This is a genomic window from uncultured Porticoccus sp., assembly GCF_963975625.1.
In the GTDB taxonomy this organism is placed as follows: domain Bacteria; phylum Pseudomonadota; class Gammaproteobacteria; order Pseudomonadales; family Porticoccaceae; genus Porticoccus.
In genome coordinates this window covers 1-11,882 of sequence record NZ_CAXBHS010000002.1, presented here as the reverse complement: position 1 = coordinate 11,882, position 11,882 = coordinate 1, and the positions used below count along the sequence as shown (strand labels likewise).

13 protein-coding genes are annotated in these 11,882 nt (G+C 48.9%); 6 read left to right on the top strand and 7 right to left on the bottom strand.

All coding sequences use genetic code 11. From position 1 onward, the window contains the following. Positions 1–11 precede the first annotated feature (11 nt). Genes AACZ64_RS02715 through AACZ64_RS02705 form a run of 3 tightly spaced genes read right to left on the bottom strand, consistent with a single transcriptional unit; the run spans position 12 to position 2,225 of the window. Positions 12–608 carry a peptidase C39 family protein gene (locus AACZ64_RS02715; protein WP_293615659.1) on the bottom strand — a complete coding sequence of 199 codons (597 nt, stop codon included), beginning with the start codon at positions 606–608 and terminating at the stop codon, positions 12–14. Continuing rightward, on the bottom strand, positions 559–1,140 hold the full coding sequence (locus AACZ64_RS02710; protein ID WP_293615658.1) for a GNAT family N-acetyltransferase: 582 nt from the start codon (positions 1,138–1,140) through the stop codon (positions 559–561). The genes AACZ64_RS02715 and AACZ64_RS02710 overlap by 50 nt, the downstream gene beginning before the upstream one ends. Further along, on the bottom strand, positions 1,137–2,225 hold the full coding sequence (locus tag AACZ64_RS02705; RefSeq protein ID WP_293615657.1) for a DUF2817 domain-containing protein: 1,089 nt from the start codon (positions 2,223–2,225) through the stop codon (positions 1,137–1,139). Before AACZ64_RS02705 ends, AACZ64_RS02710 begins: the two co-directional genes overlap by 4 nt. 160 nt (positions 2,226–2,385) lie before the next feature. Here AACZ64_RS02705 and msrA point away from each other — a divergent pair, with 160 nt between their 5' ends. From msrA to fnr, 3 genes are all read left to right on the top strand, one after another. Beyond that, positions 2,386–2,982: a peptide-methionine (S)-S-oxide reductase MsrA gene (msrA, locus tag AACZ64_RS02700; RefSeq protein ID WP_293615656.1), complete on the top strand. Its 597-nt coding sequence runs from the start codon at positions 2,386–2,388 to the stop codon at positions 2,980–2,982. Between the two features lie 201 nt (positions 2,983–3,183). Further along, positions 3,184–4,356 carry a hypothetical protein gene (locus tag AACZ64_RS02695; protein WP_293615655.1) on the top strand — a complete coding sequence of 391 codons (1,173 nt, stop codon included), beginning with the start codon at positions 3,184–3,186 and terminating at the stop codon, positions 4,354–4,356. 57 nt (positions 4,357–4,413) lie between these two features. Beyond that, positions 4,414–5,127, top strand: a complete 714-nt coding sequence (gene fnr / locus AACZ64_RS02690; protein ID WP_293615654.1) for a fumarate/nitrate reduction transcriptional regulator Fnr — start codon at positions 4,414–4,416, stop codon at positions 5,125–5,127. Positions 5,128–5,229: 102 nt separating this feature from the next. On the opposite strand, the gene AACZ64_RS02685 is transcribed toward fnr, so the two are convergent. The 3 genes from AACZ64_RS02685 to AACZ64_RS02675 form a co-directional block, all read right to left on the bottom strand. Next, a complete protein-coding gene (locus AACZ64_RS02685; protein ID WP_293615653.1) occupies positions 5,230–5,925 on the bottom strand; it encodes an OmpW family outer membrane protein in 696 nt (231 codons plus the stop codon). A 108-nt stretch (positions 5,926–6,033) separates the two neighbouring features. Further along, positions 6,034–6,453, bottom strand: coding sequence for a DUF4399 domain-containing protein (locus AACZ64_RS02680; RefSeq protein ID WP_293615652.1), 420 nt, complete (start codon positions 6,451–6,453; stop codon positions 6,034–6,036). Between the two features lie 77 nt (positions 6,454–6,530). Beyond that, positions 6,531–6,839: a BolA/IbaG family iron-sulfur metabolism protein gene (locus AACZ64_RS02675; protein WP_293615651.1), complete on the bottom strand. Its 309-nt coding sequence runs from the start codon at positions 6,837–6,839 to the stop codon at positions 6,531–6,533. 276 nt (positions 6,840–7,115) lie between these two features. On the opposite strand from AACZ64_RS02675, the gene argS reads away from it, so the two are divergent. Next, positions 7,116–8,852 carry an arginine--tRNA ligase gene (gene argS / locus AACZ64_RS02670; protein WP_293615650.1) on the top strand — a complete coding sequence of 579 codons (1,737 nt, stop codon included), beginning with the start codon at positions 7,116–7,118 and terminating at the stop codon, positions 8,850–8,852. A gap of 86 nt (positions 8,853–8,938) precedes the next feature. Beyond that, on the top strand, positions 8,939–9,298 hold the full coding sequence (locus AACZ64_RS02665) for a YkvA family protein (protein ID WP_036860132.1): 360 nt from the start codon (positions 8,939–8,941) through the stop codon (positions 9,296–9,298). Between the two features lie 347 nt (positions 9,299–9,645). Here the strand turns inward: AACZ64_RS02665 and AACZ64_RS02660 are convergent, their stop codons facing one another. Further along, entirely contained in the window at positions 9,646–11,031 is a 1,386-nt protein-coding gene (locus tag AACZ64_RS02660) for a class II fumarate hydratase (RefSeq protein ID WP_293615648.1), read from the bottom strand. A gap of 324 nt (positions 11,032–11,355) precedes the next feature. Between AACZ64_RS02660 and AACZ64_RS02655 the strand changes: the two genes are divergently transcribed. Continuing rightward, a complete protein-coding gene (locus AACZ64_RS02655; RefSeq protein ID WP_152556811.1) occupies positions 11,356–11,841 on the top strand; it encodes a hypothetical protein in 486 nt (161 codons plus the stop codon). The last annotated feature ends 41 nt before the right edge of the window (positions 11,842–11,882 follow it).

Sequence of the window (11,882 nt, the reverse complement as noted above, 5' to 3'; positions counted from 1 at the left end):
GCTACTGATTTCTACCAAAGCCGTTTACTCGTGCGCTTCCTGACAATGACCGCTGTGCGAATCGGGTTTCTGCCAAACCGGGACATTTTCAGGAAATCTTCATGGGCAATAGGCAGGTGTTGACTGTCTAGGCCACTGGCACTCTGTTCATCGGGATCCGGATCGGAATCATGCACATATAGACAATCCTCATCATACCCACTCATAGTCACCCAATGAGGGGCCTTTCTACCGTCGAGGCGATAGGTACTGATCAGAATAATCGGTATGTTGCCTTTCTTGAATTCACTGATCAGATGAGAGTGATGGAAGTCTCTATACCGGACTTTTATTTTTTCCTTTTTTGCCTGCAGAACAAAATCCTGGTGGACAAGCTCCAATACCCGTTTTTTATTTTCTCCTCTCACCCCATCAACAAACAAGGTAGTTTCCTTATTAATCCAGACCTCCACTGGATAATTCCGGTGTGTGGCGGCCAAAGCCAGACCGATCGGATGGCAACCGCCATGGCCAGATGTCATGAAAATCGTGGTAGCTTCGCGCCAGATTTGCAGTTCTTCATGCTGGGTCGGTTGATAATTTTTTGACAGCCCTCGCATGGCCATCATCAATGCCGCCGGCCCACAGGTAAAAGTCGTTGTTTGCTGTATCCAGGGAATGGCCCGGTTTTCGGCAACCGGCGGCGCGAATACACTTTTGCATACGCAGTGCATCATCGCTGTTTTCGTAATAATGACGATAAATACCAAAGGGTTGGTACCCCATGGACTCGTAGAGGGCGATTCCGGCTGTATTATCCACACTCACTTCCAGGCGCAGAAATACTCTCCCGGCATCCTTGCTGATCTGTTCACCGGCTTCCATCAATGTCCTGGCAATACCACGCCCACGATAATCAGGATCAGTAGCAATTGAATAGAGTCGTGCCAGCGTTGTACCTTTAAAGAAAATAATCAGGCTGTAACCGACAATAACGTCGCCGTATTCCGCAACGATAAATGCACAGTTTTCTGCCTGTATCCAGTGCCGGAAACTACGGCGGCTTAGCTGGTCAGTAGTGAAGCATTTATTTTCCAGCCGCAGCAAGGCACTGAGATCCTCCTGTGAAACAGGGCGTATTGATAGTGGTAGCTGATTCATGAAACCCCCACAAGCGCTTGATGAAGCACCTGCCTCGCCCGAAATATCACGGCCTCACGCCAGTGATTGTCCTTAGGGTAGAAATGTGCTTTCATCTGCTCAGCCACCACTGCCTTTGAGTGGCTCGAGGCACATTCAGAACTGGACCAGGCACTGGCTTCGTCAAGGAGCGTATCAAAAAGTGCCGCAGTGCCCATTGTGCCGAATTCCAGCGTCACAAAGCAGCTCTTCGGCCCCATAACCTGATGCCATGCGTAATCGAGCAGACCCAGTTTTGGCACGGAGCTGGACTTGCCTGTCGAGGGCAGACCGCAACCCGGACCGAACCATTCAATGGCTGTCATTAAGCCATCAGTGCCCAGCGGATGGTCACAGATAACCTCACCGTACCCATAGGGCCCCAAACCGGTATGCACATCGACAACGGCCAAATACCGGTTGGCAAGAGAATAATGCCGTATCAGGGACTCAATCACTCCCCGACTGAATCCGGGGCGTTGTCCACCGTAAAATGGCCCGGCAGGATCATTAAACTGGCCACCACTGAATGCAATTTCATAGGGCCGCTGGCCCACCCGCAGACAATAGCCATCTATGGCTTTGGCTCTGGCGTCTCTATCACGGATACCAAGCAGAGGCTGCAACTCCTCATACCCCGGATTTATCGGGAGCGGCTGACTGAAATCAATAAAATTCCGATTCACATCAATGCCCTGATCGTCACAACGACGATTATTGGCATACCCCCACGGGTTAAGCGCATTTATCATCAACATCGCCGTATGATCCGGAAGCGCTATGAGGCCATTGGCAACCATTTGCATCCAGTCAACCTGTACTGCAGTCCCGGTAAAACCTTCGATACCGTGTGTACCACCGATGACAACCAACACAGCTTCGGCATCCAGATTACCAATCCACCCGGTTTGACACAGTAGGTTATCCTGTGGAGAGAGTGTGAAATCAAGCCGCGTGAACGGCAGTTTCTGGGATTCAAGCGCCCTCTCCCATAGCTCACAGCCCTGACGATAATGATCGGGGAAGCTTTGCAGCGAAAAGCATTGGAGGGTCGATTGAAACGGCATAATAGTACCTGGAACGGATCTCGATCATAGCCTCAATCCATATTATGGGTAAGTCACTCGGTCCCTTTTAGCTAAAATAAACACCGGCCAGTTTCTTCTGAACCCTGTCTACCCTCACGGGTCAAAGGAGCTTAACCGGATAGATCAACGGGCAAATCAAATGATAAAAAAAATTATTTTTCTGGTGTTATTGACTGGGGTTCCCCTCACAACCTACGCCGATACGGAAAAGGCCCTCTTTGCCGGTGGCTGCTTCTGGTGCATGGAGCCACCCTTCGACAAACTGGAGGGCGTGATCAGCACCATCTCGGGTTATACGGGAGGGAAAACCGAGAACCCCACCTACGAGGAGGTCACCCGTGGCAAAACCGGTCATTTCGAGGTGGTAGAGGTCACCTACGACCCAAAAAAGGTCAGCTATGAGGCACTGCTGAAAACTTTCTGGACAAATATTGATCCGGAAAATGGTAAAGGCCAGTTTTGTGACCGGGGAAGTCAATATCTCAGTGCTATCTTCCCCCTGAATGACGAACAAAGAACCGCCGCCCGGAACAGTAAAAGCGCATTAATCGACAGCAACATTCTGAACAACCCGATTGCCACCCGAATTCTACCGGCCAGTAAATTTTACCCCGCTGAGGAGTATCACCAGGATTACTATCTGAAAAATCCTGCGCGTTATCGTTATTACCGAAATGGATGTGGTCGTGATACGCGACTAAAGCGTCTCTGGAATAACGTGGACCTTCCCTTCTGAGAGCATTGAGCCCGGCATTTTGACTAGGTAATAAAGGTCGTCAACCGAACCTGTTGACGGCAATCACGCCTTTTTTCATCCATTTCATGATGGAGCTCATGCATCCTAACATCATAAATTTGACCCATATCATGGGGAGATTCAGTAATTCCGCTTAACCTCAGCAACTAATCCTATTGTCACCTGTGAGTCAGCCGGCAAATGCAAGTTGCGACGTTAGCCAACAACCTGTTCTGCCCTCACTCTGATATTGAGGCAGAGTTTTTCAAATCCCTGGTCAGTTGTCCCAAGGAACAACTGAGGAAGCGGCGCACGTCAATCTCACCGATTGCGCTGAACCTTTATATTCCGAGCAATGCCAATAGCGCTTATCCCGAGCTGGTCAGCAGGGAGATTGAGCTGATTCAGCCTGTCTTCAGATACCAGCCTTTGGTGAAATTCTGGCTCAGAAACAGGCCATTACAAGGCATGAACAGGGGTGAACTCACAGAACTGGTTTTTTTATCCAACAGTTATTTTAACCCCCGAAACAAGAAAGCGTGTGAATACGGTTTTGAATGCACGCTTACAGATATAACTGCCGAAAAACTGGCCTTAATGAAAGGACTGCATTTTGACTGCTTCCGACTAACCATTAATGCCGCAATACCACCCCACAAACAGCAGTTTACATCGATCCTGACAACAGCCAGTGACTTTCACTTTGGAGAGTGGCACTGCTGCCTGCAGGTCAATCAGGCCGACCCGGATACATTGGACCACTGGCTCACAGAGTTAATCCGCTATCAACCGGCAATTATTGAGTTACAGGGGCTACAAACAATGGAGGGTGCAGCAACCCTCAGCCAACTCTCGCAGAGAATGAGCAGTCAACACTATCAACTTTTGGCGGATCGTTTTTTTATCATTCAAGGGCACAAACTTCTGCAACTTCGCCAGATCAAGGCTCTCCAATATACCCCCTGGGGCATGGCCAGAGACAGCCTGATAGACTGGGTTGGTATTGGCCTTGGAGCACTGGGTAAATTTGGTGATGGCTTCTATCAGAATACCGACTCAATTCACGACTATCGACAGGCACTTGATGAAAAGCATCTTCCTGTACATTGCACAGGGCTCTTTCCAGATCATCAACCGCAAAACCTGCCACCCTGGCAACTGGTCAACCAGTTACTCTGTTTTCATCGGGTACGTCTGACCAGTTGTGACCTGACCATCAAGTTATGCCCGGAGCTCGCCAAACTTTTCCAAAATGCTCTGTCTATGGGCTGGCTCACCAGAGAGTCTGATTATTTGGTGCTGTCCACTCAGGGTCTCGACCATCTCCGATATTTCTGCGATAGTCTCCAGGCGTGTCGATGTAACGGTCATTAATGACCGTTATCATGATCGTCGCTATAATGAGACATAATAGGCTCAGAGAGATGTCTGATGGATTCGGTCTGCCCCCACAATAATACATTCCACTGCGGTGACTGCCGCATGAATGCGCTCTGCCTCCCGCTTGCACTGCAAACCAAGGAAGTAGAACGTCTGGACGAAATCATTCAGCGAGGAAAACCTCTTCAAAAGGACTACCATATCTACCATGCTGGGGAAGAATTCGATTCTGTCTTTGCGGTTCGCAGTGGCTCGATCAAAAGTTATACAATCAGCAATAGTGGCCAGGAACAGGTGACTGGATTTCACCTCCCGGGGGAGATATTCGGTATGGATGGTATAGGCCAGAATCGATACACCAATTCTGCCGTCGCGATGGAAACCTCCTCCGTCTGTGAAATCCCTTTCAACCGTCTTCAGGAACTGAGCATTGCCATCCCCACACTGCAACGCCACTTTTTCCAGTTGATGAGCCTCGAAATCACTGGGGATCAACAACTTCTTAGCCTACTCAGCAAAAATACGGCCGAGGAGCGGGTGGCAACACTGTTGATGAGTATTTCAAACCGCAATTTCCGACTTAAACTCTCTGCCACACGGTTCAGATTACCGATGTCACGTGCAGACATCGGTAATTATCTGGGACTTACTGTTGAGACGGTCAGCCGGGTATTAAGTCGCTTTCAAAAACAGGCATTGCTGAAGGTCGATAAAAAGGAAGTAGAACTGCTCAACCTGGACAAACTACGCGAGTTCGCCAACTAAGTTTTTTCAATTAACCCCCTGTTCTGGCTTTTAATTGATACAGAAACAAAAAAGCCGGTTTATGAAACCGGCTTTTGTACAACTAGCTAACCAAGTTCTTAGTTAAAACTTGTAGCCTATACCCACCATATAGACCAGTGGATCAATATCCACCTTGGTCTTCACCTCAGCACCCGGGAAATTGAATTTCGCATCGGTATCGATATCGATATACCACACTGCGGCATTGACTACCCAACGGTCGGACAACGCATAATCCATACCCAGTTCAAACGCCACACCCCAGGAGTCATCAAGTTTTAACTTGCCGCCTGCACCGACAATACCCTCAAGTTCACTGGCAACATCCTCTTCGAAAAATTTTGTGTAGTTAATACCGACCCCGGCATAGGGCTGGAAGCGGGACTCAGCTTTCATCGGAAAATATTGCAGCGTCAGGGTAGGTGGTAAATGTTTGGTCGAACCCGCATCAATCTTTCCGGGAACCAACAAATTTTTGGCTTTAATATCGTGTTTAAAGGGGGTGGCTGCCAACAGGCCTAAACCCAGGTGATCCGTCAACATATAGGTCAAGGTAAGACCGAGCTGAGTGTCGGAATCGACGTAGGCCTTGCTGTTCGGCAACCCGGCACCATTAAGTGTAAGACGGCTGCTGTCATCGTTAGGTTCAACCGTTGCGGCACCTGCACGGACAATAACATCTCCCGCCTCGTAGGCCATAACACCTGTGGTCCCGGCCAAAAGACTCCCGGCCAGGGTCATATGAATTGCCAGCGACAATGCTTTTTGCTTGAACATTTACTTTCTCCAGAAAGGTAGCACTAAAAGACAAGGCCATTAAACCAAGCGCTTCACTACCACCATTTGATCTGGGTTAAGTAAACAGAATCATCGACTTGCGCTAGATCAATACACCTTAATGATTATTGGCTCAGAAAGTACTGGAGGGTTGTGCGGAATATGAAAATGGTCTCCGAGGAGCAATTGCAGCTTGTGTTCGCCAGGAGGCAGTTCAAGACTCACCTCAGTCTGGCCACCACCAAAGTGACGGTGTTGATCGTCAGCCGGAATCGGTTTGTCCATATCAGGCAATTGCTGAACATTAATCAGTAAATGATGATGCCCTGTATGTTCCCGCTCAACACCTGCCGGCGCAACACCAATACCACTCAAACCGAATCGCACAGTCACCGGACTGCTTACGGTTTCACCATCTTTGGGAGAAATAATATAGGCACTGGCAGCACCAGCATCAGTCGTTCCACCAGCATAAATTGTCGGGGATAGAATCATCAGCATCACCAGTAAACCTTGCATCTTTTTCATGTAATACCCCTATTGTTGTCCGTGAATGATTGTCAGTGGTCCAAAACTCCGCTCAACGGTAGCGAAACCTTCAGGAACTAGCCGTTTTTCCCCATACAGTCCGGAGACGAAGGTGCACACTTTTGCTCTCGCCATTCATCTGGCGTGAAGATATGCAGTGCCAGGGCATGGACGCCACCAGCCAGCTCATCAGATAGCAGCTGGTAAACTCGCTGGTGACGCTTAACAGCTCCCATCCCTTCAAACGAACCAGAGACGATAACCAGCTTAAAATGCGTTTCTGAATCCACGGGAACCGCATGCATGTGGCTCTCGTTTAGCACTTGTAGAAAATCCGGTGTAAATGCCGCTGTCAGTTTGTTTTCAATGATATTTTGAACTTGCAATGCTACCTCGAAAGAATCTAAACCGTTTAATAATGAACGTTCTAACTACTTGCCTGTTTCGAAAATATTCACGCGAAGAAGGCTATTACCAAAAAAGCGATCTCAAATCACCCACTGTTCGAGATAATACCAACGTAATGCCGGATTACTGTCAGGCATAGACATGATCTTCGACTATACTGGCAGCCCCTTTGTCCATCAACCGCCACTACTGGCTTTTTGGATTTGGGGTACTACAATCCCGTTTTCTCTTAACAAGACACATCCTGCCCGCTTATGAGTATTAAAAACCTGATCGAACTACGTGTACGGGCTGCCATGTCAGCAGCAGACATGCCTGATGACTGCCCGGCCAATATCACCCTCAGTACCAGACCAGAGTTTGGCAATTTTCAAGCTAATGGTGCCATGGCAGCTGCCAAGCGGCTAAAGAGCCGTCCGCGGGATTTGGCCGCCGAGATTATCAAGCATCTCGATTTGACTGATATTGCTGATCATGTCGAAATTGCTGGCCCGGGATTCATCAATATTCACCTGTCAAACCAATTTATTGCAACTCAGTTACAAAAACTTATCGGGGATGAAAAACTCGGTGTACCTGTGCCGAATCAACAGAGAGTTGTCGTTGATTATTCCGGGCCTAATTTGGCCAAGGAGATGCATGTAGGGCATCTGCGCAGTACGATTATCGGTGACGCAGTGGTTCGCACCCTTGAGTTCGTGGGCCACGACGTGGTCCGTCAGAACCACATGGGGGATTGGGGCACCCAATTTGGCATGCTAATTGCCGAGCTTGAGGGGCATTTGGGTGAAGGGGAGCGACCTGAACTGGCTCTGGGGGATCTCGAGGTTTTTTATCAACAGGCCAAACAACATTTTGACCAAGATGAAAAATTTGCGCAGAAGGCGCGTCAATACGTGGTCAAACTACAATCAGGTGACCACCATTGCCGCCAGCTTTGGCAGCGTTTTATCGACATTTCAATCACACACAGTGAGGCCGTCTACCTAAACCTCAACGTCACACTGAAGCACAGTGATATCAAGGCAGAAAGCGCCTACAACGAAGATCTGGCAGGGATTATTGAATCGCTAGAGCAACAGCGACTGCTCGTTGAAGACCAGGGCGCCAAGGTCGTCTTTCTCGAAGAACTGGCAGATAAAGAAGGAAAGCCCAGCCCCGTCATTGTGCAGAAATCTGACGGAGGTTTCCTCTACGCAACAACTGATCTTGCTGCACTGCGCCACCGCAGCATGACATTACAGGCGGATCGCGTTCTATACTTTATCGACGCCAGGCAATCACTCCATATGAAACAAGTATTCACACTGGCAAAAAAGGCCGGGTTTGTGAATACAGAGATAGCACTCGAACACCTCCCCTTCGGCACCATGATGGGTAAGGACGGCAAACCGTTCAAAACCCGTACTGGCGGGACCGTCAAACTCACGGAACTACTCCAGGAAGGTATTGAGCGCGCCTGTACACTAGTGAGAGAAAAGAACCCCGAACTCGGCATTGATGAGGTTGCCGCCATTGGACGAAAAGTGGGCATTGGTGCCATCAAGTACGCAGATTTGAGTAAAACACGCACCAACGACTACATTTTTGACTGGGACAGCATGCTCAGCTTCGAGGGCAACACCGCGCCCTATCTACAATATGCCTATACCCGGATCCGCAGTATTTTCCGCCGGGCTGAGATCAACTTCGATTGTTCGACAGGAAACATTATTCTCACGACACAACAGGAAAAAGATCTGGCTCTGAAACTTCTACAGTTTGGGACGACTCTTGAACAACTGGCCCTTGATGGCTATCCCCATATTCTTTGTAATTATCTTTACGAACTAGCCAGCAGTTTCATGACATTCTATGAGCACTGTCCGATCCTCAGGCAAGATGTGGTAGAAGATACTCGATCCAGCCGACTGGCCATTTCCCAACTCACCGCCAGAGTGATGGCCAAGGGCCTGAACCTGCTCGGGATTGAGGTAATGGAGCAAATGTAAGGCTTTTCAAAAATCATTGACTGGATATCGCTTTTTGTTCTCCAAACTGTTTTTGACTTCGATCAGGATCCGACTAACCTTTATTTATGGTGACAGAAACAGGCACAGCACCTATCAAGGTGGAAAAAAAGCTCCGCTATTCCGGTACTGACTTCTGGATCAAAGTCAGGCATGCAGCAAAGACAGCTGGCCGTGAATTAATTGAGAAGTGTTTGTGGCTCCATTACGCCGCCAGACGGCCGGATACCCCGGCCTGGGCCAAGGCCACGGTATACAGTGCCTTGGCCTACTTTATTCTACCTACAGACACCATTCCGGATTTCATCCCCGGAGGCTATGTGGATGACCTTGCGGTTATCGCTAGCGCGGTTGCCACCCTTGCCGGTTATATTGATCAACAAGTGAAAGATCGCGCGCGACAACGTCTTGCACACTGGTTCGATTGAACGCAGCTTAACAAACCTACCAGAAAGTACCTGATGACCAAGTTGGGGCCTGTTAATATGCATTGAATAGCCGCGGTTGTTTATCCAACAATGCCGAATTCAGGCGCGGTGAGCGTGATTTGGTGGCTCTAAATGAGCGAGGCGCAACGCCAAGTGGACATTTTTGGGTAACAACCCGTAGGGCTGGGGCCAATTTTGCCCTCATCTGCGTTATACCCAAAGCACTCACTGCGTTCATGGGGCAGGCTCTCAGTCGCTCAAATAGAACCACTATTCTCACTTCCTCTGCCTTTGTTGAGGACAAAACTGCCCTTCAGTAGCAATGATTCAATGCGTATTAACAGGCCCTAGCGATCGACCAATACATGCTCTCTGATTAATGCATCGAAAGCCTCACCGCTGAGAATGTCCTGCTCTATCAGGACTTCACGGATAGTCTGGTCCTGTTGCTGGGCATGTTTGGCGATCTCGGCTGCCTTGTCGTACCCCAATTCAGGGGCCAATGCTGTCACGATCATCAGAGATCGCTCTACATTGTTTGCCAACTGAGCGGCGTTACAGTCCATCCCTGCTAGGCAATAGCGGCTAAAGTAATCCGCACCACTGCCCAACAGCTCAACTGAGCTCAACACGTTATGGACAATCAATGGCTTGAATACATTTAACTGCAAGTGCCCCTGGGAGCAGGCCATGGCAACGGCCGCATCATTACCGATAACCTGAGCCGCAATCATGGTCAGCGATTCTATCTGGGTTGGATTTACCTTGCCGGGCATAATCGAGCTGCCAGGTTCATTTGCCGGCAGTTGTATTTCAGAAAGCCCAGCTCTGGGGCCGCTGGCCAGCATCCGCAAATTGTTACCGATCACCATAAAATCAGCAGCAATCTGGCGCAACGCGCTGCTGACACGCAACATCGCATTATGCGTCGACAGGGCAGCAAACTTATTAGGTGCCGTCACGACAGGCATACCCGTCAAATCCCTCAACTGCATTATCACAGCCTCCTGCCAACCACCAGGCGTATTCAACCCGGTACCCACAGCTGTACCGCCAATAGCCAGTGGCAGCAAATCCTGTTTTGCCTGCTGTAGCTGCTTCAGACTGAAATCCAGCTGTGCAACATAACCACTGAACTCCTGGCCCAATGTCATCGGTGCTGCATCCATCAGATGGGTTCGCCCTACTTTCCACTGCGCTGAGAATTCGTGTTGTTTTTTGGCCAGTGCATGCCGGAAGTTTGTCAAATGTGGCAACAACTTTTCTTCCAAGACGGAGAGGACAGCCAGATGCATGGCAGTTGGAAAGACATCATTCGAGGACTGGGAGCGGTTCACATGGTCATTTGGATGAACCGGCGTTTTCTCGCCACGCATGTGACCAGCCAGCTCATTGGCACGGTTGGCAACCACCTCATTCATATTCATATTGCTCTGAGTGCCACTGCCACTTTGCCAGATGGACAACGGGAACTGCTCATCATGCCTGTGACTCAACACTTCGTCACAGGCCGCAATAATCAGAGAAGACTGCTCGGACTGCAGTTCACCAAGTTCCAGATTGGCCAGGGCAGCAGCCTTTTTTATCAGGGCAAGTGCCTGAATAACACCATGAGGCATTGAGTAGCCCAGGTTGGGAAAGTGTACTATTGCCCGTTGCGTTTGCGCGCCCCAAAGTGCGTATTCAGGGATTTGAATCTCTCCCAGAGAATCACTCTCGGTTCTGAATGTCATGTCAATTCCCCCCTTTCACTTACTAGCATGGACCAATTACGAAAGTACTGCGATATTTTCAAATTAAACATTCATAATCCAAGCGGTAACTCAGAGTAATAATACTGATATCTATGATCCCCAACAGGAGTCAGAACGTAACCAGGGTATACATGGAGTTGACCAGCCCACCAACAACTGATCAATTATTGTACACCATGATTTTTAAACGATAAGAGTTAAACACATATTGTTATTTTAAATTGAGTTTTCACTCTTAACATGCTAGAAATACTAATTATTTTTAATATATCAATCAGGCGAATAGTTCTAATGGGAGCTACCATGATTTTTACGACAGAAGACCTACGTTACTTGGTCATCAGAGAAACACTCCGTTATCTTAACGAATGGAGCGCCGCCAAAGAAAATCTTCTGGTTGGTACCGCCGCACAGGAATCCGGTCTCGGTGGATGGCACCAGGGAAAACGCGTTGGTCTCTATCGCATTACGCCAGCAAGGCATCAGGCAGTTTGGGATAAATATTTGATCCGTCACCCGCACCTGGCCAGTGAAATCCGTGGATTGGCGGGCCAGCATAGTTTCCTGAAGGATCCCCATGCAGAATTGATTACAAACCTCAAGTACGCCACTGCCATTGCCTGGATGATTTATCGTCGCTCGGAGCAGGCACTACCTGAGGCCCATGACATCAAAGCGCTGGGAGTATACTGGTTACGTCACTTCCACCCGAAATATCCAGGTTCCCCTGATGATTTCGTGACTAGTTATGCATTGTTGGTTGAAGATAGGCCGCAGGCTGCAGCCTAATTGATAAGCAATGGTCACGGATGGGAAAACGATTATTTCTT

Coding starts and splice junctions, on each gene's coding strand:
- AACZ64_RS02715 (WP_293615659.1), bottom strand. CDS start 608: ATGATGGCCATGCGAGGGCTGTCAAAAAATTATCAACCGACCCAGCAT.
- AACZ64_RS02710 (WP_293615658.1), bottom strand. CDS start 1,140: ATGAATCAGCTACCACTATCAATACGCCCTGTTTCACAGGAGGATCTC.
- AACZ64_RS02705 (WP_293615657.1), bottom strand. CDS start 2,225: ATGCCGTTTCAATCGACCCTCCAATGCTTTTCGCTGCAAAGCTTCCCC.
- msrA (WP_293615656.1), top strand. CDS start 2,386: ATGATAAAAAAAATTATTTTTCTGGTGTTATTGACTGGGGTTCCCCTC.
- AACZ64_RS02695 (WP_293615655.1), top strand. CDS start 3,184: ATGCAAGTTGCGACGTTAGCCAACAACCTGTTCTGCCCTCACTCTGAT.
- fnr (WP_293615654.1), top strand. CDS start 4,414: ATGGATTCGGTCTGCCCCCACAATAATACATTCCACTGCGGTGACTGC.
- AACZ64_RS02685 (WP_293615653.1), bottom strand. CDS start 5,925: ATGTTCAAGCAAAAAGCATTGTCGCTGGCAATTCATATGACCCTGGCC.
- AACZ64_RS02680 (WP_293615652.1), bottom strand. CDS start 6,453: ATGAAAAAGATGCAAGGTTTACTGGTGATGCTGATGATTCTATCCCCG.
- argS (WP_293615650.1), top strand. CDS start 7,116: ATGAGTATTAAAAACCTGATCGAACTACGTGTACGGGCTGCCATGTCA.
- AACZ64_RS02665 (WP_036860132.1), top strand. CDS start 8,939: ATGGTGACAGAAACAGGCACAGCACCTATCAAGGTGGAAAAAAAGCTC.
- AACZ64_RS02660 (WP_293615648.1), bottom strand. CDS start 11,031: ATGACATTCAGAACCGAGAGTGATTCTCTGGGAGAGATTCAAATCCCT.
- AACZ64_RS02655 (WP_152556811.1), top strand. CDS start 11,356: ATGATTTTTACGACAGAAGACCTACGTTACTTGGTCATCAGAGAAACA.